The sequence below is a fragment of the Streptomyces sp. NBC_00654 genome (assembly GCF_026341775.1).
Classification (GTDB): Bacteria; Actinomycetota; Actinomycetes; order Streptomycetales; family Streptomycetaceae; genus Streptomyces.
The window spans coordinates 147725-169258 of the sequence record NZ_JAPEOB010000001.1 but is presented as its reverse complement, the minus strand read 5'-3'; the positions used below and the strand labels follow the sequence as shown (position 1 = coordinate 169258).

Below are 21534 nucleotides of genomic sequence, written 5' to 3'. Positions count from 1 at the left end.
CTGAAGCCCTGAAGCCCTGAAGCCCTGAAGCCCCGTGCCGGCCGTCGGGTGTGTCAGCCGAGGTCCGGTGCGTGCATGGCCCGTACACCCTCGATGTTGCCGTCCAGATAGTGCCGCAGCGACAGTGGTACGAGATGGACCGCCGCGATCCCGACCCTGCTGAACGGCACCCGGACGATCTCGTACTCCCCACAGGGGTCGTCGATCTCGGGGCCGTGGCGTCGTGACAGGTCCATCGACTCCAGCCGGCAGACGAAGAAGTGCTGGACCTTCACTCCCGTCACCCCGCCGTCCGCGATGTGCTCGACGGTGTCGACGAAGCACGGCACCACGTCGACGATCTTGGCGCCGAGCTCTTCGTCGACCTCGCGGTGCAGGGCGTCCACCACGGTCGCGTCCTCCGGCTCGACCCCGCCGCCGGGCGTCAGCCAGTACGGATCCACCCCCGGCTTGGTGCGCTTGATGAGGACGAGGTCCTCGCCGTCGAGCAGGATGGCGCGTGCGGTGCGCTTGACCACAGGACGTTCGGTCATGGCAAGAGCGTGGCCCGGGAAACGCGTTCCGAAACTCCCCGGGCCCGCCGGGTCACCAGGCGACGGCAGCACGCACCAGCGATTCGTGCGCCCGCGCGAGGTGCGGCAGGGCGAGTGTGCCGGTCCGTACGGCGAGGAAGTACGTCCGCAGCGGTGGCACCGGGGGATCGAGCAGGGCCACGACCTCGCCCCGTTCCAGTGCGCGCTCGCAGAGGTAGCGCGGCAGGACGGCGAGCCCGGCACCTGCCACCGCGCACTCCAGGACCGCCCGCAGATCCGGAGCGACGACGGCGGCGGACGCGGCGGGCCGGCTCTCGAAGACGGCGGCCCAGTAGCGGGAGACCAGCGGCAGGCTCTCGTGCACCTCGACCACCGGCAACTGCTCCAGCACCATGGGGCCCTTGTGGCGCAGTGTCCCGGGTCCCAGCCGTCCGGCCCAGCGCGGTGCGGCCACCAGGACGTGTTCCTCGTCGCAGAGGGCTGTCGAGGTGAGCAGACCGCCGCGCGGCCGGGCCGTGGTGATGGCCAGGTCGTGATGGCCGGCGGCCAGGCCCTCCAACGTCTCTTCGGCGTTCGGGACGAAGGCGCTCCGCAGTGCGAGGCCCTGCGAGACCAGTGGTGTCAGTGCGGGCAGCGCGCGTACGGAGGTGAACTCCGGCGGACCGGCCAGATGCAGGGTGCGTACGCCCGACTCCTCGTCGAGCCCGGTCTCGGCGATCTCGATCAGCGCGTCCAGATGGGGAGCCGCCCGGTGGGCGAGTTCGTCGCCGATGCTGGTCGGGGTGACTCCACGGGCCCTGCGCAGGAAGAGGGGGCGGCCCAGCTGCCGTTCCAGGGTGCGGATCTGTGAGGTGACGGCGGGCTGGGAAAGCCCCAGAAGGGCTGCGGCCCGGGTGAAGGAGCCAGCCCGGTGCACGGTGACGAACGTGCGGAGCAGGGCCAGGTCCATGTCCCGTCCCCTCCCAGCCGTGCACCTGTGGATCCGGACAACGATAGATTTGTCGATAGGTCGCTGCCGCTACTGTGATTGGACACTGACGCAGAGTCAACTAGCCTTGTCCAGAAGGTTCTTCGCGCGGAGAACCGGGGCGGTCCGAGCCACGAGGGGGGAGGCTCGGACCGCCGGTCGACGCTCTGCTCCGCCGGTCCTCAGCGCACCGCCTCGTCCAGTGCCCGCTCCACATCGGCCAGCAGGTCCTCCGGGTCCTCCGCGCCGACCGAGAAGCGGATGAAGCCTTCCGGTACGGCGTCGCCGCCCCACCGGCCCCGGCGTTCGGCGGTGGAGCGCACGCCGCCGAAGCTCGTCGCGTCGTCCACCAGCCGCAGCGCGGTCAGGAAGCGCTCGGCGGTCTCCCGGTCGGCCAGCACGAACGAGACCACGGAACCGAAGCGCCGCATCTGCCGCACGGCGTTGGGGTACGAGGGGTCGCCGGGCAGTCCCGGATACCGCAGCCCGGTCACCTCCGGACGCTCGCCCAGGGCCTCGGCGAGCGCGAGTGCGGTGCTGCACTGCCGGTCGATCCGCAGGTGCAGGGTGGCCAGCGAGCGGTGCGCGAGCCACGCCTCCATGGGCCCCGGAATCGCTCCGACGACCTTGCGCCAGCGCCGTACCCCTGCCGACAGCCGGGGATCACGGCAGGTCACATGGCCGAGGAGGAGGTCGCCGTGTCCGGTCATGCCCTTGGTGTCACTGGCCACCGAGAAGTCGGCTCCCAGTTCCAGCGGGCGCTGGCCGAGCGGGGTGGCCAGGGTGTTGTCGACGGCGACCAGCGCGCCCGCCGCGTGCGCGGCGTCGACGAGCCGTCGTACGTCGCAGACATCGAGGCCCGGGTTGGACGGGGTCTCGATCCACAGGAGCCCGGCGCCGTCCAGGGCGGCGAGCTGGGCGTCGCCTCCCGTCGGCGCGGTCCGTACCCCGACGCCGTACGCCTCCAGCTGTTCACGCACCAGCGGCAGCGCCTGGTAGCCGTCGTCCGGCAGCACCACGGTGTCACCCGTGCGCGTCTGGGACAGCAGCACCGCCGAGATGGCCGCCATTCCGGAGGCGAACACCGTGGTCTCGACGTCCTCCCCCGGCGCCTCCAGCTCGCCGATGGCCCGCTCCAGATGGGTCCACGTAGGGTTGGAGTCCCGGCCGTAGGTGTACGGGCCGACCGGTTCGCCGGACAGATGGAAGTGCGCGGCGAAGACCGGACCGGGCAGGGTGGGTTCGTACTGCTCCGGTTCGGGAAGCCCCGCCCGTACCGCCCGTGTCCCGTCGCCCATCGTGCTCATGTTGATTCCTCGCTTCTCTTCCCGGCGTCACCGGTCCGCCCAGCACTGTTCCAGGGGCCCCGGAGCGGGCTTCGGCGGCCCCTCGGTCAGTCCTCTTCGGGCAGGACGACGTTGAGTGCCCAGGACACGACGGAGATGATCAGGCCGCCGAGTACGGCGGTCCAGAACCCGTCGACATGGAAACTGAGATCGAACAGGCCGGCCAGCCATGAGGTCAGCATCAGCATCAGGGCATTGACGACCAGGGTGATCAGCCCGAGCGTCAGGATGAACAGCGGAAACGTGAGCAGCTTCACCACGGGCTTGACGAGGAAGTTCACCAGCCCGAAGAGCAGGGCCACCACGATCAGGGTGAGCGCCTTGCGCCCGGTGCTCCCTCCGTCGAGCGTGATGTCCTGGACCAGCCAGATGGCCACGGCCAGCGCACCCGCGTTGGCGATCGTCTTGACTAGGAAATTCTTCATGTGTCTGATCGTGGCAGACACGATCGGTGGCTGACACCGGCACGACAGGTACAAAGGGGCGGACGGGCCATGAAGGCATTCAGACTGGACGAGCTGGAGGCGGAGCGGGCCGCCAACGACGGTGCGTATCTTCAGTTCGTGCGGGAACGCAACATGTCCGTCGGCCTGTACGCGCTGAACGCCGGTGAGCTCGACCCCCAGCAGCCGCACCAGCAGGACGAGGTGTACTTCGTCGTCAGCGGCCGGGCGGCGATCACGGTCGGCATGGAGACGACCCCGGTCGGCCGGGGAAGCGTCGTGTACGTCCCCGCCGGGGTGGCCCACAAGTTCCACCACATCACCGAGGACCTCCGGGTGATGGTGGTCTTCTCGCCGCCCGAGAGCTGAGCCCGGAACCCCGGGTTCCCTAGGGGTTCGATCAGGGGACTCCAAGGGCTGCGGAGCCCCCGCCGGGCCACCTCGCGCCTCTAGCATCGAGGCAGGAACTCACAGAGACGAGGTAGAGCGATGGCCGTGCGGGAGATATTCGCGGGGATGCCGTGGTGGGTGAAGTGGGTCGCGGTGCCCGTCATCGCGATCGTCGTGTTCGGCGGGCTCATCGCCAGCGTGGTCGGGTTCGTCATCGGCCTGCTCTTCAAGGTGCTGGTCTTCGTCGTCCTGGTGGGCGGTGTCGTCTTCATCGTCCGGAAGTTCATGTCGTCGTCCTCGTCGCGCGGCGACTGGTAGGAACGCGGGCGCCGCGCGGCGGCAGGCGCGGCGCAGGTCCGATGAACACGCAGAGCGACGAAGGTTAGGCCAGCTGAGCTAAGTCCCCCAGGAAACCGCATCCCGAAACGGGCGGTACGGATACAGTGGGGTACCGCTGCCGCCATCTGGGATGTAACCGTCCGTCACCACCCTGACCAGTGGTTTGTATGACAGTCCGTTTGCCGGACCCCAAGATCGCGGCAGGCCCGTGGGGGCGGCCCCCACGGGAGGGCTGACCGCCCGTCACCATGCCTGGGGGTGACCTTTGACCACGGCAACGAATGCCGCTGTCCCGACGCTGATCGGTTCGGTTCAGCGGGCGCTGAGGCTGCTGGAGGCTGTGGGCACCCATCGGGACGGGGCACCAGCGAAGCAGCTAGCGCGGGAGGCGGGTCTTCCGCTTCCCACCGCGTACCACCTGCTGCGCACCCTGACCCATGAGGGCTATCTCCGCAGGGAGAAAGGCGTCTTCGTCTTCGGCGCGGCCGCCGAGAAACTGACCGGGCTGCCGGCGGTGCAGAATCGTCGCAGCTCCGTCACCGACTCGCTCGCGCATCTGCGCGACGTCATCGGTGCCCCGGTGTACTGCGCCGTCTACCGCGAGGGTGAGATCGAACTCATCGCGGTCGCGGACACCCCGGCCGCTCCCGCCGTGAACGAGTGGGCCGCGTTCCGGGAGACGGGGCACGCGCATGCGATCGGCCAGTGTCTGCTGAGCCAGCTGGACGAGAAGGCCCGCGAGGAACATCTCGACCGCCATCCGGTCCAACCGCTCACCCGTTACTCAGTGCGAGATCGCGAGTCGCTTCTTGAGCGGTTCAGAACGATGGAGCGTACGGAACCTGTCATCGAGCGACAGGAGTACGCACTGGGCACGGTCTGCGCCGCCATCCCGATCACCGCAGGTTCCACGGTCGCCGCAGTGGCCATTTCCTTACCCCTTGACCAGGCGGATCGGTTGCTCCCCGCAGTCGAACAGCTACGTGGTGAAGTGACGAGCCTCTTGCGTTCGTTCGTGTTCTCTATCAGTATCTGAAAAATCACTCCTTGTGATCTGCTATCGCGTGCACCACGATGGCGTCAATAGGGCCATGGGGGATCATTCCTGGCCAGTTTCATCTACTGCGGGGTTGAACGATGCGCGAGTCGGTTCAAGCAGAGGTCATGATGAGCTTTCTCGTCTCCGAGGAGCTCTCTTTCCGAATTCCGGTGGAGCTCAGGTACGAGGTCGGTGATCCGTACGCGATCCGAATGACGTTCCACTTGCCTGGCGACGCCCCTGTGACCTGGGCGTTCGGCCGTGAGTTGCTGTTGGACGGTCTGAACAGTCCCAGTGGGGACGGTGATGTGCACATCGGGCCGACCGAGCCCGAAGGGCTGAGCGATGTGCACATCCGTTTGCAGGTCGGCGCGGACCGCGCGTTGTTCCGGGCCGGTACGGCGCCCCTCGTGGCGTTTCTCGACCGGACGGACAAGCTGGTGCCGCTGGGCCAGGAGCACACGCTGGGTGACTTCGACGGAAACCTCGAAGAGGCGCTCGGCCGGATCCTCGCCGAGGAGCAGAACGCCGGTTGAGACGGACAGGCCCCTTGCCGGTTCAGGAGAGCGGCGCGACGCCTGCCGAGGAGCGGCGCGGCGTCCGTGGGAGGAAGCGGGGTGGTTGTCGCCGGCGGAAGCGAGGTGTCGGTTGAAGCGCGGTTGAGTGCCGGTTGAGCGGGTGGTACGCCGGTCGTTCGCGGTCATGCCTTGCGACGACGGCCTCTCCCGGTCCGTACGGGTGCAGGAGCTCCGGCTTCCGCGCCGAGCCCTGTGCGGTCCGCGGAGACGACCAGAGCGGCGAGCACCGTGGTCACCGGTACCGAGGCGACCAGTCCGATCGATCCGACCAGCGTCCGGACGATCTCCTCAGCCACCAGCTCGCTGTTGGCGACCGATCCCACACTGCTCTGGGCGATGGTGAAGAGCAGCAGCAGCGGCAGTGCCGCGCCCGCGTAGGCGAGCACCAGGGTGTTGACGACCGAGGCGATGTGGTCCCTTCCGATACGGATCCCTGCCCGGTACAGCGCCCGCCAACCCATCCGCGGGTCCGCCTGGTGCAGTTCCCAGACGGCCGAGGTCTGGGTGACGGTCACATCGTCGAGCACGCCGAGCGAGCCGATGATGATCCCGGCCAGCAGCAGGCCGCTCATGTCGATGTCCGGGTACAGGCCGTGGATGAGGCCGGTGTTGTCGTCGGTGTTGCCCGTCAGGCTCGCCCAGTCGATGAAGAGCGAGCCGAGCAGCCCGATCAGCAGCAGTGAGATCAGTGTGCCGACGACCGCGACGGACGTACGTGCCGTCAGCCCGTGGCACATGTAGAGGGCTGCCAGCATGATGGCGCTGGCCCCGATCACCGCGACGACCAGGGGATTCGACCCCTGAAGGATCGCCGGCAGGATGAACAGGGTCAGTACGGCGAACGACACGGCGAGCGCCACCAGCGCCATCACCCCGCGCAGCCTGCCCACGACGACGACCGCGAGGGCGAAGATCCCGGCCAGCAGAGCCATCGGGACCGTCCGGTCCACATCGATGACCGAGTACTGGAGGTCGTGCGGCGCGTCGGGCGCGTACGCCACGACGACGTCCTGTCCCTCGCGCAGCTGCCGGGGAGCGTCGGGCTGGATCACCTCGACGAACTCACGGCCCTTGTCGTTGCCGGTGGTCACCTCGATCGTGGCCTTCTCGCACTGCCCCGACTGCTCGTTGACCGCTTCCCGCCCGGACGGAGTGGAGGTGCCCCCGGTCGGCGGCACCTGTGCGGCGTTGACGTCCTTGCAGTCGACCTTGTCGACCCGCACCACCGTGCCCTCCTGGGTCTGCCGGTCGAAGCCGACGCCGGTGCGCTCGTGCGCCGGGACGCCGCCGGGCCAGAAGACCACGAGACCGACGACGACCGCGGTGGCGAAGGGGATCAGCACGGCCGCGATGACCTTGCGCAGATGCTTGGAGACGGGCGCGGCGGGGCCGTGACTGTGCGAGTGGCCATGTGCGTGGCCCTGGGATGCGGGGTCGCTTTGGGGGGAAGTCACGGGGCGATCATCGCAAGAACGGGAGGGGGCCTCTGTTCAGCTCGCCAGGAAGGACGCTAGCGTGGTGGCACCTTTGCACACGCGGGAGCTCGGAGCACCGGGCTGAGAGGACGCTGATCTCCGTACATCTGTACGGGACATGCTGCGTCGACCGCCGAACCTGTTACCGGGTAATGCCGGCGTAGGGAGTAGGTCTCATGACCACATCGGACGCACGCACGCCTGCCTCGAAGCGGAATGACCAGGAAGCGCGGAATGTGCGCATCGGTCAGGACGCACCGAACGACGAGGCCGGGAAGTCCATCGGCTGGCACAAGGGATACGTCCAGGGCTCGCGCCCGGACCTCCGGGTGCCGGTCCGCCAGGTGCACCTCACCAACGGCAACGACGTGACGCTGTACGACACGTCGGGGCCGTACACCGATCCGTCCGTCGACACCGATGTCCGCCGCGGGCTCGCACCGCTGCGGGAGAACTGGATCATCGCCCGCGGTGACACCGAGGAGTACGCGGGCCGTCCGGCCCGCCCCGAGGACGACGGGCTCAAGCACACCTCGCCGCGTGGCGGGCTGCGCAACCTCGACGCCGTCTTCCCGGGCCGCCCGCGCCAGCCGCGCCGCAGCCGGGACGGACGGCCCGTCACCCAGCTCGCGTACGCCCGGCGGGGCGAGATCACTCCCGAGATGGAGTACGTCGCGATCCGGGAGAACGTCGAGCCCGAGGTCGTACGCCAGGAGATCGCCGCGGGCCGGGCGGTGCTGCCCGCCAACGTCAATCACCCGGAGATCGAGCCGATGATCATCGGCAAGCGGTTCCTGGTGAAGGTCAACGCCAACATCGGCAACTCGGCGGTCACCTCCTCCATCGAGGAGGAGGTGGACAAGATGACCTGGGCCACCCAGTGGGGCGCCGACACGGTCATGGATCTCTCCACCGGGCGCAACATCCACACCACCCGTGAGTGGGTGCTGCGCAACTCCCCGGTGCCGATCGGCACCGTCCCCCTCTACCAGGCCCTGGAAAAGGTCGACGGCCGGGCGGAGGAGCTGAGCTGGGAGATCTACAAGGACACCGTCATCGAACAGGCCGAGCAGGGTGTCGACTACATGACGGTGCACGCGGGCGTGCGTCTGCCGTACGTCCCGCTGACCGCACGCCGCAGGACCGGCATCGTCTCCCGGGGCGGATCGATCATGGCGGCCTGGTGTCTCGCGCACCACAAGGAGTCGTTCCTGTACGAGCGCTTCGAGGAGCTGTGCGAGATCCTCGCGGCGTACGACGTGACGTACTCGCTGGGGGACGGTCTGCGCCCCGGCTCGATCGCCGACGCCAACGACGAGGCGCAGTTCGCCGAACTGCGCACGCTGGGCGAGCTGAACACGATCGCCAAGCGGTTCGGTGTGCAGACGATGATCGAGGGGCCGGGCCATGTCCCGATGCACAGGATCAAGGAGAACATCGACCTCCAGCAGGAGATCTGCGAGGAGGCGCCGTTCTACACGCTCGGCCCGCTGACCACCGATGTCGCCCCGGCGTACGACCACATCACCTCCGGCATCGGTGCGGCGATGATCGCCTGGTGGGGCACGGCGATGCTCTGCTACGTCACGCCCAAGGAGCACCTGGGGCTGCCCAACCGGGACGATGTGAAGACCGGGGTGATCACCTACAAGATCGCCGCTCATGCGGCGGACCTCGCCAAGGGGCACCCGGGGGCGCAGGACTGGGACGACGCGCTGTCGGACGCGCGTTTCGAGTTCCGCTGGGAGGACCAGTTCAATCTGGCCCTCGACCCGGTCACGGCACGGGAGTTCCACGACGAGACGCTGCCCGCCGAGCCGGCCAAGACGGCGCACTTCTGCTCGATGTGCGGGCCGAAGTTCTGCTCGATGAAGATCTCGCAGGACATCCGGCGCGAGCACGGGGGCTCGCGGGCGGAGATCGAGGCGGGGATGGCGGAGAAGTCGAAGGAGTTCGCGGCGGCCGGGAACCGGGTCTATCTGCCGATCGCGGACTGACGGACGGCCGGGTCTCCGACGGCGTACGGAGGGCATGAACGGCGTTGTTCCGGGCGGGTCTCCCGCCGGGGACGGCGCCGTTCTCCGCGTGCGGAGAGCCGCAACGTTTGTCTTGTACGCGACATTTGAGCGGGTCAGTGGTCATCTGGCCCGGTTTTTCATGCAGGTTGAGCGACGGTATGGACACGGTAGTGCTGCAGCTGGATGTACGTTCCGCCGTGGGTCCACCAGAGCTTGACCGTTTCCTTATCTGTGCCTTACTTTCCGGCATGCCTGGCCGAAAAATGTGAGCCCTCGCACGGGGGCCCGGGGAGGGAATCACCATGAACTGGTACCTGGACGTACTCAAGAACTACGCAGGCTTCAGCGGTCGCGCACGCCGCAAGGAGTACTGGATGTTCGTACTCTTCAACTTCATCGCGGCCGTGATCCTGATGGCCATCGGTGCGGCGATAGACACGCAGGTCCCGTACTACATCTACATCGTCGCCGTCATCGTCCCGTCGCTCGCCGTCATCGTGCGCCGTCTGCACGACACCGGCCGCTCGGGCTGGTGGATCCTGATCTCGCTCGTCCCGCTGGTCGGCGGCATCATCCTGCTCGTCTTCCTGGCCACCGAGGGCAAGTACGAGGCGAACGAGTACGGCGCCAACCCGAAGCTGTCGCCGCAGGGCGTCTGATTCTCACCGCTCCGGTGCCGTTACGGGCCGGAGCACCGCACGGGCCGGGTGCAGCGCGAGCTGCCCCGGCCTTCGCCGTGTCCGAGGCGCCGTCCGAGGCGCCGTCCGAGGCGCGGGCGACCGCCCGTGCGCGCGGACTTCCGCGTGCAGGAGCGTTACTCCGGCTGGTGCTCGGGGCCGCCGAAGTCCGGACTGGTGAAATCCGGGCTGGTGAACGTGGGCCTCGGGCCCGCCGCGGGGCCGTCCTCCGGACCGGAGAAGTCCGGCCTGCTGTAGCCGATCCTGGGGATGCGGTTCGGGGAGCGGTGCGGGGTCCGCGCCGCAGGGCCGGCCGTGGGATCGGCCAGGGCGTCCCGCAGGAACGGCAGGATGCCGCGCTCCAGCAGGGCGTGGCGCCAGGCTTCCCGGGCCCGTGCGATCTCTTCCGGAAGCTCCTGTTCCTCGTTCTCGGCGGAGAGCGAGGTCGCCCCGTTGCGCAGGGCCGTGATCAGCAGCCCCACGGCAGCGACGAGGATGGCCGCCGCGGCGGCCGCCGCGAAGAACCAGCCGGCCGTGACCATCGTGCCGGCGAACGCGAGGGACGGGCTGACGGCCTTCAGCAGATAGCCGACCAGCAGGAAGATCGCGGCCGCCGTGCCCGCCAGGACCGGGGCCAGGACGGTGACGACCGCGCCTATGCCCGCGCCCGTACGCACGGTTCCGTCCGTCCCCGCGCCACCGAGGGCGTGGTCCTGGCCCTGCTCGTCGTCCGGGTCCAGGTCCGCGGCGCCGGTGGGCCTGCGCAGCTCACCGCGGGCGCGCACATAGTGGTCGTACTCGGTGGCGGCGGCCTCGGTGATCAGGTCCGTCGCGTTCAGCGCCATGGTGCGCAGCTGTTCCGTGTTGAGACGGTCCCCGACGCCGTCCAGATCCGGGCGTTCATGAGCATGGCGCAGTGCGTCGCCCAGGATCCGCTCGTACTCGGGTCGGTCCTCGGCCAGCAGGTGCGGAGCGCTATTCATGTGCATCCCCCGATGCTCCGTAGGGCCTGACTGCCGCGTGGACCGGGCGATCGGGCGGAAACGGAGGAGAGCCTGCTACTGATACGCCGATGGTAGAGCGCCCACGGCACGGGGTGACAGGGTGTTTCCGTAAATAGGCCCGGTGATCGGAGCGGTCAGGTCGATGATGCGTCTTCCCCGGCAGCCGTCAGTCATGCAGGGGGAGTTGGACCACCAAGAGCTTTCCGGCCATGGTCACTCCGCCGTCCATGGCGATGGCGAGCCCGTCCGCGTACACGTGCGGGCCGGTCACGAGCGGACCCGCGCCGTTCTCGCCGTCCTCCGAGCCGACCTCGCCGAGCAGATAGGGAATGGGGCTGTGACCATGGACGACGCGCTGTCCACCGTACGTCGACATCAGCTCCCGCACCGCCTGCGCACCGCCCTCGTCGCGGAAGGCGAACCGCTTGGTGAGCTTGCGGAAGAGGTCCCAGCACTCGTCGGCGTCGTTGCGCGTGAGAATGGCGTGGACCGTGTCGTTGACGTCCTCGATGGTGGACCCGTAGTCGAGGTAGGCCGTCGTGTCGGAGTGCATCAGCAGATGCCCGTCCTCCTCGACGACCGCGTCGAGCCGGGACATCCACTGGAGGTGGACGTCCTGGAGCCGCTCCATGTCGGTCTTCTGGCCGCCGTTGAGCAGCCAGGCCGCCTGGAAGGTGGCGGTGCCGGCCCCGGAGTTGACCGGGGTGTCGGCGAACCGCTTGGCGCCGATCAGCAGGAGCTCGTGGTTGCCCATCAGGGCCTTGCAGTAGCCGCCGGCGGCCGCGGCCTCGGCGGAGAGCCGCATGACGAGGTCGATGACGCCGATGCCGTCGGGCCCGCGGTCCGTGAAGTCGCCGAGGAACCACAGCCGGGCGTTGCCCGCGGTCCAGTTGCCGTCGGCGTCGACGAGACCCTGTTCGGCGAGGGCGGCCAGCAGCTCGTCCAGATAGCCGTGGACGTCCCCGACGACATACAGCGGGCCGCGCTCCGACTCCGTGGCGCTCCGCGGGGCCACGGCGGCCTGTACCTGGACGGTGTCACCGCGGTTGATGACGGGAAGGTCGCGCTCGGTGGGCGTGTAGCCCTCCGGCGGTTCCTGGCCCACCACGGCGTTGCCGGGGTGCGGTGGGTGCTGGGGCACGGGTGTCCGCGCGTACGGAGGTACGCGGAAGTCGCGCAACGTCGCCGTCCGCACCACGGGTTCCTGACCGGCCCCCTGAGTCATCGACCCCTCCACCACCGTCGCGCCGCCGTACACCTGACGGGCCGTGCCTGGTAGAGGTGGTCCGCGGTGTCGTGCGCCCATCATAGGAATGCGGATCGTGCTGTGTGACGCACCAGGGGTGGTGAATCCGGGCGCACTCACGGTTCACCCGCCGTTTGGTCCGAAATAATACGATCAGTCCCCGCTGGGAGATCGTGGCGCGCTGACCGTGGTGCGGGGCGGACGGCGTTGCGAGGAGGTCCGGACGATGAGCTCCGTCGGTATCACCTGCTCCACCGGACCGTCGTGCTCGACGCCTTCGATGGCGTCGATGAGGAGCTGGACGACCGCCGTGCCGATGCGGCGCGGCTTGAGCGAGAGTGTCGTGATGGGCGGTTCGGTGCTCGCGTACACCGTGGATTCGCTGCAGCAGACCAGCAGCAGGTCCTCCGGGACCCGCAGACCGTAGCGGCGGGCGGCCGCCAGCAGATCGGTCCCGTTGGGGTCGAAGAGCCCGTACACGGCGTCCGGCCGGTCCGGGCGGGCGAGGAGGCGGTCGGCGGCGACCGCGCCCGCGCAGGGGTCGTGGGCGGGGTAGGACTCGTAGACCGGGTCCTGACCCACCCGCTCGCACCAGTGGAGATACGCGGTGGTGGACAGCCGGGTGTACGTGTCGGTGGTGGTGCCGGTCAGCAGGCCGATGCGGCGCGCCCCGGCGGCGGCGAGATGGTCCAGGAGGTCGAGCACGGCGGCCCGGTGGTCGTTGTCGACCCAGGCGGTGACCGGAAGCGTGCCGGCCGGGCGGCCGTCCGAGACGACGGGTAAGCCCTGGCGTACGAGTTCGGTGACGACCGGGTCCTGGTCGGAGGGGTCAATGACGACGGTGCCGTCGAGCGCGACGTTCGACCAGACGTCGTGGCGGGAGGTGGCGGGGAGGATGACGAGGGCGTACCCGCGGTCGAGGGCCGCGGAGGTCGCGGCTCTGGCCATCTCCGCGAAGTAGGCGAATTCGGTGAAGGTGAAAGGTTCATTCCCGTACGTGGTCACGGTCAGGCCGATCAGGCCGGATCTGCCCGTACGGAGGGTTCGGGCCGCGGCGGACGGGCGGTAGCCCAGGCGCTCTGCGACCTCTCGGACATGGCGGCGGGTGGCGTCCGGGAGCCTGCCCTTGCCGTTGAGCGCGTCGGAGACGGTCGTGATCGAGACCCCGGCCGCGGCGGCCACATCACGGATCCCCGCTCGTCCCGGCCGGCCGTTGCGCCGGGGTGTCTCCGTCCGGCTCACCTGGTGCTTCCCTGCTGCTGTCATGGCGAGCCGATATTAGGGCTCCGGAGGGCGGTCGGTCCGGTCGCATATGCACGCGTTGACAGGCACGTTTCTGCATGGTCATCCGTAACCAAATACCTTGCAAATCAAGGGTGTTGGCCGCCTGGGCATAAGTGTGTCATGCGTGGACCGGTGTGAGCCTCATAAATGTTCGATGTTTCGAAGAGGTCTCAACTCACCTCTTCGGGGGACGCGCGCCACGGAGTGAGCCACCGGCGCGCGCCGGGACGGGAAACGCTCCCCCCAGGAAACGATTCCTCGCTCCGCCATTCGCAGGGGCGCCCCATCCTCATAAGGTGAGCAGTATTGATCCGTACTGATGGCCTAGGAGGACCTGCGGTGAGCGAGACGAGCCCCAAGCTGCGTGCTGCGCTGGACGGTGTTCCCGCCTATGTGCCGGGCAAGCCGGCCGCTGCGGACGGACCGGTCGCCTTCAAGCTGTCCTCCAACGAGAATCCGTACCCGCCGCTGCCCGGCGTGCTGGAGTCCACCCTCGCCGCGGCCGAGCGGTTCAACCGGTACCCGGACATGGCGTGCACCGGCCTGATGAACGAACTGGCGAACCGTTTCGGTGTGCCGCTCGCGCACCTGGCCACGGGCACGGGTTCGGTCGGTGTGGCGCAGCAGCTGCTCCAGGCCACCTCGGGCCCCGGCGACGAGGTCATCTACGCCTGGCGCTCGTTCGAGGCGTACCCGATCATCACGCAGGTCAGCGGGGCGACCTCGGTGAAGGTGCCGCTGACCGACGGTGAGGTGCACGACCTCGACGCGATGGCGGACGCGATCACCGACCGGACCCGGCTGATCTTCGTCTGCAACCCGAACAACCCGACCGGCACCGCCGTGCGCCGGGCCGAGCTGGAACGGTTCCTCGACCGGGTGCCGGGCGATGTGCTCGTGGTCCTCGACGAGGCGTACAAGGAGTTCGTCCGTGATGTCGAGGTGCCGGACGGCATCGAGATCTACCGGGACCGGCCCAATGTGGCGGTGCTGCGGACCTTCTCCAAGGCGTACGGCCTCGCGGGGCTCCGGGTCGGGTTCGCGGTGGCCCATGAGCCGGTGGCCGCCGCGCTGCGGAAGACGGCCGTCCCGTTCGGTGTCAGCCAGCTCGCGCAGGACGCCGCGGTCGCCTCGCTCCGGGCCGAGGACGAACTGCTGGGACGGGTCGGCACTCTGGTCGGCGAGCGCGCCAGGGTGTACGAGGGGCTGGTGGGGCAGGGGTGGACCGTTCCGGAGTCCCAGGCCAACTTCGTCTGGCTGCGGCTCGGTGAGCGCACGGTCGACTTCGCCGCGGCCTGTGAGCAGGCCGGTGTGGTCGTGCGCCCGTTCGCGGGCGAGGGGGTGCGCGTCACGGTCGGCGAGAGCGAGGCGAACGACCTGTTCCTGAAGGTCGCGGAGGAGTACCGCAGCCGGCTGTAGGCCCCGCCCCGCCGTGGCGTGGACGTGCCCCGGTCGCGGGAGCGGCCGTGACCCGGCGGTGAAACGGGCGATGTATGTGCCGGTGGCCCCGGACCTCGATCGGTGAGGTCCGGGGCCACCGTGCTGTCCGGGGCCACCGTGCTGTCCGGGACCGCCGAGCTGTCCAGGACCGCCGAGCTGTCCGCGACCACGTGCTGTCCAGGGCCGCTGGATCGTCCGGGCTCACCGCCCTGCCCAGGGCCCCCCGCCCTGCCCAGGGCCACCGTCCTGCCCGGTCATCTGGGCGGAGTATGGGCGGGATCATGCCGAAAGCCCGAAGAGGGGTACCCCGCACGAAGGTCCCGAAAGTCTGTGCGCCATAATGCTTGTGAATGTGAACGCGTTCACAAGCGTGTCCTGGTTCATCCCCTGTTCTATGGGATTAGCGGGGCAAACTGCGGCTGTGACCACGGCGACTTAAGGAGAAGACGTGGACCTGGCTCTGGCGCCGGAAACCCTGGCGCGATGGCAGTTCGGCATTACCACCGTCTACCACTTCCTCTTCGTCCCGCTGACGATCTCGCTCGCCGCGCTCACCGCCGGCCTGCAGACCGCCTGGGTCCGGACGAGCAACGAGAAGTACCTCAGGGCCACCAAGTTCTGGGGCAAGCTCTTCCTGATCAACATCGCCATGGGTGTGGTCACCGGCATCGTCCAGGAGTTCCAGTTCGGGATGAACTGGTCCGACTACTCGCGGTTCGTCGGCGACATCTTCGGAGCGCCGCTCGCCTTCGAGGCGCTGATCGCGTTCTTCTTCGAGTCCACCTTCATCGGGCTGTGGATCTTCGGCTGGGACAAGCTGCCGAAGAAGATCCACCTCGCCTGCATCTGGATGGTCTCGATCGGCACGATCCTCTCCGCGTTCTTCATCCTGGCGGCCAACTCCTGGATGCAGCACCCGGTCGGCTACCGCATCAACGAGGAACGCGGCCGCGCCGAGCTCACCGACTTCTGGCACGTGCTCACGCAGAACACGGCGCTCACCCAGTTCTTCCACACCATCACGGCCGCCTTCCTCGTCGGTGGCGCCTTCATGGTCGGCATCGCGGCCTTCCACCTGGCGCGAAAGAAGCACATCCCGGTGATGCGCACCTCGCTGCGGCTGGGCCTGGTCACGGTCGTGATCGCCGGACTGCTCACCGCCGTCAGCGGCGACCTGCTGGGCAAGGTGATGTTCAAGCAGCAGCCGATGAAGATGGCGGCGGCCGAGGCGCTGTGGGACGGCCAGAACGCCGCGCCCTTCTCGGTCTTCGCGTACGGGGATGTCAGCAAGGGCCACAACTCCGTGGAGATCTCGATCCCGGGGATACTGTCCTTCCTCGCGGACGACGACTTCAACTCGTACGTCCCCGGCATCAACGACATCAACAAGGCCGAGCAGGAGAAGTACGGGCCCGGCGACTACCGGCCGAACATCCCCGTCGCCTTCTGGAGCTTCCGCTGGATGATCGGCTTCGGGATGGCCTCCTTCGCCCTCGGCATCCTGGGGCTGTGGCTGACCCGGAAGAAGTTCATGCTGCCACCGGGGATGCGCACCGGTGAGGACGAAGTGCCGCATCTGGTCCTGTTCAAGAACAAGGCGCTGAGCCCCAGGCTCACCAAGCTCTACTGGATCGTGGCGCTCTGGACCCTGCTCTTCCCGCTGATCGCCAACTCCTGGGGCTGGATCTTCACAGAGATGGGGCGTCAGCCCTGGGTCGTCTACGGCGTCCTCCAGACCCGTGACGCGGTCTCCCCCGGTGTCTCGCAGGGAGAGGTGCTCACATCGATGATCGTCTTCACCCTGCTCTACGCGGTGCTCGCCGTGATCGAGGTCAAGCTGCTCGTGAAGTACATCAAGGCCGGACCGCCGGAACTCACGGAATCCGACCTCAACCCGCCCACCAGGATCGGCGGTCACGACGATGACGACGCCGACCGGCCCATGGCCTTCTCCTACTGAGAGCAGAGGAGCTGAGAGATGGAACTCCACGACGTCTGGTTCGTACTCATCGCCGTCCTCTGGATCGGCTACTTCTTCCTGGAGGGATTCGACTTCGGCATCGGAGTCCTCACCAAGCTGCTGGCCCGCGACCGCAAGGAGCGGCGGGTCCTGATCAACACGATCGGCCCCGTCTGGGACGGCAACGAGGTCTGGCTGCTCTCCGCGGGAGGCGCGACCTTCGCGGCCTTCCCGGAGTGGTACGCCACCCTCTTCTCCGGGTTCTACCTGCCGCTGCTGATCATCCTGCTGTGCCTGATCGTGCGCGGGGTCGCCTTCGAGTACCGCGCCAAGCGGCCCGAGGAGAGGTGGCAGACCAACTGGGAGAACGCGATCTTCTGGACCTCACTGATTCCCGCACTGCTGTGGGGAGTGGCGTTCGGAAACATCGTGCGCGGCGTCAAGATCGACGCCGACATGGAGTACGTCGGGAACTTCTGGGACCTGCTCAACCCGTACTCCATCCTCGGCGGACTGGTCACGCTCTTCCTGTTCACCTTCCACGGCGCGGTGTTCGCCGCGCTCAAGACGGTCGGGGACATCCGGACCCGGGCGCGCAAGCTCGCTCTGAAGCTGGGCCTGGTCACCGCGGTGCTCGCGCTGGGCTTCCTGATCTGGACGCAGGCGGACAACGGCGACGGCTGGAGCCTGCTCGCGATGATCATCGCCGTGGTGGCGCTGGTCGGCGCGATCGGCACCATCGCGGCGGGACGCGAGGGCTGGTCGTTCGCGCTCTCGGGAGTGACGATCACCGCGGCGGTCGCGATGCTCTTCCTGACGCTCTTCCCGAACGTCATGCCGTCCTCGCTGAACGACGCCTGGAACCTCACGGTCACCAACGCCTCGTCCAGCCCGTACACCCTGAAGATCATGACCTGGTGCGCCGGGATCGCGACGCCCGTGGTGCTGATGTACCAGGGGTGGACGTACTGGGTGTTCCGTAAGCGCATCGGCACGCAGCACATCGCCGACGCGCACTGACGTACCCGCACGAACGTGTGCGTGTACATGGAGGTACCGACGCGTATGTACGTGTACGTGTCGACGCGCACCGAGCCCTCTGGGAGATGTTTCACGTGAAACCGATCGACCCGCGCCTGCTCCGGTACGCCAGGGCCACCCGCTTCTTCCTGGCGGCCGTGGTGGCACTCGGACTCGTCGGTGCGACGCTGGTGATCGCCCAGGCCATGCTCATCGCCGAGGTGGTGGTGGGCGGATTCGAAGGCCGGATGACGGTCTCCGAACTCCGCACACCACTGCTTCTGCTCGCCGCGGTCGCGCTGGGGCGGGCGCTCGTCGCCTGGCTCACCGAACTGGCCGCGTACCGGGCGAGCGCGGCGGTCAAGTCCGAACTGCGCGGCAGGCTCCTGGAACGGGCCACGCGGCTCGGGCCAGGATGGCTGAGCGGCGAGCGCACCGGCTCCCTGGTGGCGCTGGCCACCCGCGGGGTCGACGCGCTCGACGACTACTTCGCCCGCTATCTGCCGCAGCTCGGACTCGCGGTGGTCGTGCCGGTGGCGGTCCTGGCGAGGATCGTCACCGAGGACTGGGTGTCGGCCGCGATCATCGTGGTCACGCTGCCGCTCATTCCGCTGTTCATGATCCTGATCGGCTGGGCCACCCAGTCCAGCATGGACCGTCAGTGGCAGCTGCTCTCCCGGCTGTCCGGGCACTTCCTGGACGTGGTCGCCGGGCTGCCGACCCTGAAGGTCTTCGGGCGGGCCAAGGCGCAGGCGGAAGCGATCCGGACGATCACGTCGCAGTACCGCCGGGCCACCATGCGGACGCTGCGGATCGCGTTCCTGTCCTCCTTCGCCCTGGAGCTGCTGGCGACGCTGTCGGTGGCGCTCGTCGCCGTCACCATCGGGATGCGGCTCGTCCACGGTGAACTCGATCTCTACACCGGACTGGTGGTCCTGATCCTCGCGCCCGAGGCCTATCTGCCGATCCGGCAGGTGGGGGCGCAGTACCACGCGGCGGCGGAGGGCCTCTCGGCCGCCGAGGAGATCTTCGCGGTCCTGGAGACCGAACCGCGGGCCGACGGCACACAGGCCGTCCCCGCATCGCTGCGGCTGGAGCTGGAGGACGTCACGGTCCGGCACGGCGGCCGCGGCGAACCGTCGCTCGACGCCGCGTCCCTGGTCGTCGAGCCGGGGGAGACCGTCGCCCTGGTCGGCCCGAGCGGCATCGGCAAGTCCACCCTCCTCAATGTGGTGCTGGGCTTCGAGGTTCCCGACGAGGGGCGGGTACGGGTCGGTGGCACCGATCTCGCGGAGCTCTCCCCCGAGCGCTGGCGCGAGCGGATCGCCTGGGTGCCGCAGCGCCCGCACCTCTTCGCGGGCACGATCGCCGAGAACGTACGCCTCGCCCGGCCGGACGCGGACGACGAGGCCGTGGCGGCGGCACTGCGGGACGCCGGGGCGTACGACTTCGTCGCCGAGCTGCCGGAAGGGGCGGGGACACCGCTGGGCGAGGACGGTGCCGGGCTCTCGGCCGGCCAGCGTCAGCGCCTCGCCCTCGCGCGGGCGTTCCTCGCCGACCGGCCGCTGCTGCTGCTCGACGAGCCGACCGCGAGCCTGGACGGCGAGACGGAGGCGGGCATCGTCGAGGCCGTACGGCGGCTGGCGGCCGGGCGGACCGTGCTGCTGGTGGTGCACCGCCCGGCGCTGCTGGCGGTCGCCGACCGCGTGGTGGCGCTGGAGCCCAGGGAGCCCCAGGAGCGGTCTGTGGCGGCCGTTGGCAAGGAGCCCGGGGAACGGTCCGCCGCGGCCGCCGAGGGGGCGGCGGAAGCCGCTTCGGCGGCCGCGCAGCGGCGCCCCGCCGGTACCGAGCCGCTCACCGCCGTCGCCCCCGGGGATCACCTCGAACCCGTGCTGCGCGACACCGAGCCCCGGCCCGGCGGCCGGGTGCTGGCCCGGGTCCGGGAGGCCGCCGGCGCGCGCCGCGGACAGCTGGCGCTCGCCCTGCTGCTGGGCAGCCTCGCCGTGGGTTCGGCCGTCGGCCTCATGGCCGTCTCCGGCTGGCTGATCTCCCGAGCCTCCGAGCAGCCCCCCGTGCTCTATCTGATGGTCGCCGTCACCGCGACCCGCGCCTTCGGCATCGGCCGGGCCGTCTTCCGCTACGCGGAGCGGCTCGTCTCCCACGACGCGGTGCTCAGGATGCTCGCCGAACTGCGGGTGGCCGTGTACCGCGGACTGGAGCGCATCGCGCCCGCCGGTCTGCGCACGACGCGCCGCGGCGACCTGCTGTCCCGGCTCGTCGCCGACGTGGACGCGCTCCAGGACTACTGGCTGCGCTGGCTGCTGCCCGTGGGGACCGCGGTCGTCGTCGGGGCCGGGGCGGCCGGCTTCACCGGCTGGCTGCTCCCCGAGGCGGGCGTGGTGCTCGCCGTCGGACTGCTGCTCGCCGGAGTGGGCGTACCGCTGGTCAGCGGCGCCTGCGCCCGGCACGCGGAACGCCAACTCGCCCCCGCCCGCGCCGCACTGGCCACCCGTGTCACCGATCTGCTCGGCGGTACGGCCGAACTGACCGTCGCCGGGGCGCTGCCCCGCCGCCACACGCGGGTGCGCGAGGCCGACGGTCTGCTCACCCGGATCGCCTCCCGGGCCGCCGCCGCGACCGCGCTCGGCAGCGGGCTCTCCGCCCTGATCTGCGGACTCACCGTGGTGGCCGCCGCCCTCGTCGCCGTACCCGCCGTGTACGACGGACGGCTGGAGGGCGTCGCGCTCGCGGTGGTGGTGCTCACCCCGCTCGCCGCCTTCGAGGCCGTGGCCGGACTGCCGCTCGCCGTGCAGTACCGCCAGCGGGTCCGCCGGAGCGCGGAGCGGGTGTACGAGGTGCTCGACGCCCCCGTACCGGTGCGGGAGCCCGTGAGCCCGGCACAGCAGCCCTCCTCGCCCTTCCCGCTGGAGGTACGGGGGCTGACGGCCAGGTACGCGGGAGCCGGGCGGAACGCTCTGGAGTCCGTCGACCTGACCCTGGTGCCCGGCAGGCGGGTGGCCGTCGTCGGACCCTCCGGTGCGGGCAAGACCACGCTGGCCCAGGTTCTCCTCCGCTTCCTGGACGCGCGGGAGGGGACGTACCGGCTCGGCGGGACCGACGCCTTCGAGCTGGACGGGGACACGGTCCGCGCGTTCGTCGGGCTGTGCGCCCAGGACGCCCATGTCTTCGACAGTTCCATCCGCGAGAATCTGCGCCTGGCCCGGACCGGTGCGACCGACGCCGAACTGCGCGACGCCCTGGCCGGCGCCCGGCTGCTGGACTGGGCCGAGGCGCTGCCGGAGGGGTTGGACACCCTGGTGGGCGAACACGGCGCCCGGCTCTCGGGCGGGCAGCGTCAGAGGCTCGCGCTGGCCCGTGCGCTGCTCGCCGACTTCCCCGTGCTCGTCCTCGACGAGCCCGCCGAACACCTTGATCTGGCCACCGCGGACGCCCTGACCGCCGACCTGCTGGCCGCGACCCGGGGGCGGACGACCGTGCTGATCACCCATCGCATCGAGGGCCTGGAGGCCGTCGACGAGGTGCTGGTCATGGACACGGGCCGGGTGGTGCAGCGTGGCCCGTACGCCGATCTCGTGGCCCAGGACGGGCCGCTGCGCCGCATGCTGGAGCGCGAGCGGGAGACGACGGTGGGGGAAGGGGCGGCGCGGGAGTCCACGCGGGAGAGTGTGGGGAGCAGCCGGTAGCCAGGGCTCAGGGGCTCAGGGACTCAGGGGCTCAGCGACTCGGGGGAGCGGGGGAGCGGGGCCTCGGGGGC

Annotated in this window: 18 protein-coding genes and 1 riboswitch; of the genes, 10 read left to right on the top strand and 8 right to left on the bottom strand. The window is 69.4% G+C overall.

The window, feature by feature from the left end:
* Positions 1–53: 53 nt before the first annotated feature.
* The 4 genes from OHA98_RS00770 to OHA98_RS00755 form a co-directional block, all read right to left on the bottom strand.
* Positions 54–533 carry an NUDIX domain-containing protein gene (locus tag OHA98_RS00770; protein WP_266922144.1) on the bottom strand — a complete coding sequence of 160 codons (480 nt, stop codon included), beginning with the start codon at positions 531–533 and terminating at the stop codon, positions 54–56.
* A 52-nt stretch (positions 534–585) separates the two neighbouring features.
* On the bottom strand, positions 586–1482 hold the full coding sequence (locus tag OHA98_RS00765) for a LysR family transcriptional regulator (protein ID WP_266922143.1): 897 nt from the start codon (positions 1480–1482) through the stop codon (positions 586–588).
* 200 nt (positions 1483–1682) lie between these two features.
* On the bottom strand, positions 1683–2807 hold the full coding sequence (locus OHA98_RS00760) for a cystathionine gamma-lyase (protein ID WP_266922142.1): 1125 nt from the start codon (positions 2805–2807) through the stop codon (positions 1683–1685).
* 86 nt (positions 2808–2893) lie between these two features.
* Positions 2894–3271, bottom strand: coding sequence for a phage holin family protein (locus OHA98_RS00755; protein ID WP_266922141.1), 378 nt, complete (start codon positions 3269–3271; stop codon positions 2894–2896).
* Between the two features lie 69 nt (positions 3272–3340).
* Here OHA98_RS00755 and OHA98_RS00750 point away from each other — a divergent pair, with 69 nt between their 5' ends.
* From OHA98_RS00750 to OHA98_RS00735, 4 genes are all read left to right on the top strand, one after another.
* Positions 3341–3658: a cupin domain-containing protein gene (locus tag OHA98_RS00750; RefSeq protein ID WP_266922140.1), complete on the top strand. Its 318-nt coding sequence runs from the start codon at positions 3341–3343 to the stop codon at positions 3656–3658.
* 126 nt (positions 3659–3784) lie between these two features.
* Complete coding sequence (locus OHA98_RS00745; RefSeq protein ID WP_266927630.1) at positions 3785–3997, top strand: DUF5326 family protein; 213 nt, start codon at positions 3785–3787, stop codon at positions 3995–3997.
* 286 nt (positions 3998–4283) lie between these two features.
* Complete coding sequence (locus OHA98_RS00740; RefSeq protein WP_323179476.1) at positions 4284–5054, top strand: helix-turn-helix domain-containing protein; 771 nt, start codon at positions 4284–4286, stop codon at positions 5052–5054.
* A 101-nt stretch (positions 5055–5155) separates the two neighbouring features.
* Complete coding sequence (locus OHA98_RS00735) at positions 5156–5593, top strand: SsgA family sporulation/cell division regulator (protein WP_266922139.1); 438 nt, start codon at positions 5156–5158, stop codon at positions 5591–5593.
* Positions 5594–5757: 164 nt separating this feature from the next.
* On the opposite strand, the gene OHA98_RS00730 is transcribed toward OHA98_RS00735, so the two are convergent.
* Entirely contained in the window at positions 5758–7089 is a 1332-nt protein-coding gene (locus OHA98_RS00730) for a YibE/F family protein (protein WP_266922138.1), read from the bottom strand.
* A 71-nt stretch (positions 7090–7160) separates the two neighbouring features.
* Positions 7161–7294, top strand: a riboswitch (TPP riboswitch).
* Here OHA98_RS00730 and thiC point away from each other — a divergent pair.
* Entirely contained in the window at positions 7287–9107 is a 1821-nt protein-coding gene (thiC, locus tag OHA98_RS00725) for a phosphomethylpyrimidine synthase ThiC (protein WP_266922137.1), read from the top strand. (Overlaps the previous riboswitch by 8 nt.)
* 323 nt (positions 9108–9430) lie before the next feature.
* Complete coding sequence (locus tag OHA98_RS00720; RefSeq protein WP_266922136.1) at positions 9431–9787, top strand: DUF805 domain-containing protein; 357 nt, start codon at positions 9431–9433, stop codon at positions 9785–9787.
* Positions 9788–9942: 155 nt separating this feature from the next.
* Here OHA98_RS00720 and OHA98_RS00715 read toward each other — a convergent pair whose 3' ends face one another.
* The 3 genes from OHA98_RS00715 to OHA98_RS00705 form a co-directional block, all read right to left on the bottom strand.
* Complete coding sequence (locus OHA98_RS00715; protein WP_266922135.1) at positions 9943–10794, bottom strand: hypothetical protein; 852 nt, start codon at positions 10792–10794, stop codon at positions 9943–9945.
* 181 nt (positions 10795–10975) lie between these two features.
* Positions 10976–12034 carry a metallophosphoesterase gene (locus OHA98_RS00710; RefSeq protein ID WP_323179475.1) on the bottom strand — a complete coding sequence of 353 codons (1059 nt, stop codon included), beginning with the start codon at positions 12032–12034 and terminating at the stop codon, positions 10976–10978.
* Positions 12035–12208: 174 nt separating this feature from the next.
* On the bottom strand, positions 12209–13321 hold the full coding sequence (locus tag OHA98_RS00705) for a LacI family DNA-binding transcriptional regulator (RefSeq protein WP_266922134.1): 1113 nt from the start codon (positions 13319–13321) through the stop codon (positions 12209–12211).
* A 357-nt stretch (positions 13322–13678) separates the two neighbouring features.
* Here OHA98_RS00705 and hisC point away from each other — a divergent pair, with 357 nt between their 5' ends.
* The 4 genes from hisC to cydD all read left to right on the top strand — a co-directional run bounded on the left by hisC (position 13679) and on the right by cydD (position 21463).
* Positions 13679–14758 carry a histidinol-phosphate transaminase gene (gene hisC / locus OHA98_RS00700; protein ID WP_266922133.1) on the top strand — a complete coding sequence of 360 codons (1080 nt, stop codon included), beginning with the start codon at positions 13679–13681 and terminating at the stop codon, positions 14756–14758.
* A 469-nt stretch (positions 14759–15227) separates the two neighbouring features.
* The gene (locus OHA98_RS00695; protein WP_266922132.1) at positions 15228–16739 is read left to right on the top strand and encodes a cytochrome ubiquinol oxidase subunit I; all 1512 of its coding nucleotides are present in this window, start codon (positions 15228–15230) and stop codon (positions 16737–16739) included.
* 18 nt (positions 16740–16757) lie between these two features.
* Positions 16758–17759, top strand: a complete 1002-nt coding sequence (gene cydB, locus OHA98_RS00690; protein WP_266922131.1) for a cytochrome d ubiquinol oxidase subunit II — start codon at positions 16758–16760, stop codon at positions 17757–17759.
* Between the two features lie 95 nt (positions 17760–17854).
* A complete protein-coding gene (gene cydD, locus OHA98_RS00685; protein ID WP_266922130.1) occupies positions 17855–21463 on the top strand; it encodes a thiol reductant ABC exporter subunit CydD in 3609 nt (1202 codons plus the stop codon).
* Positions 21464–21534: the final 71 nt, after the last annotated feature.

Coding starts and splice junctions, on each gene's coding strand:
- OHA98_RS00770 (WP_266922144.1), bottom strand. CDS start 533: ATGACCGAACGTCCTGTGGTCAAGCGCACCGCACGCGCCATCCTGCTC.
- OHA98_RS00765 (WP_266922143.1), bottom strand. CDS start 1,482: ATGGACCTGGCCCTGCTCCGCACGTTCGTCACCGTGCACCGGGCTGGC.
- OHA98_RS00760 (WP_266922142.1), bottom strand. CDS start 2,807: ATGAGCACGATGGGCGACGGGACACGGGCGGTACGGGCGGGGCTTCCC.
- OHA98_RS00755 (WP_266922141.1), bottom strand. CDS start 3,271: ATGAAGAATTTCCTAGTCAAGACGATCGCCAACGCGGGTGCGCTGGCC.
- OHA98_RS00750 (WP_266922140.1), top strand. CDS start 3,341: ATGAAGGCATTCAGACTGGACGAGCTGGAGGCGGAGCGGGCCGCCAAC.
- OHA98_RS00735 (WP_266922139.1), top strand. CDS start 5,156: ATGCGCGAGTCGGTTCAAGCAGAGGTCATGATGAGCTTTCTCGTCTCC.
- thiC (WP_266922137.1), top strand. CDS start 7,287: ATGACCACATCGGACGCACGCACGCCTGCCTCGAAGCGGAATGACCAG.
- OHA98_RS00720 (WP_266922136.1), top strand. CDS start 9,431: ATGAACTGGTACCTGGACGTACTCAAGAACTACGCAGGCTTCAGCGGT.
- OHA98_RS00715 (WP_266922135.1), bottom strand. CDS start 10,794: ATGCACATGAATAGCGCTCCGCACCTGCTGGCCGAGGACCGACCCGAG.
- OHA98_RS00710 (WP_323179475.1), bottom strand. CDS start 12,034: ATGACTCAGGGGGCCGGTCAGGAACCCGTGGTGCGGACGGCGACGTTG.
- OHA98_RS00705 (WP_266922134.1), bottom strand. CDS start 13,321: ATGACAGCAGCAGGGAAGCACCAGGTGAGCCGGACGGAGACACCCCGG.
- cydB (WP_266922131.1), top strand. CDS start 16,758: ATGGAACTCCACGACGTCTGGTTCGTACTCATCGCCGTCCTCTGGATC.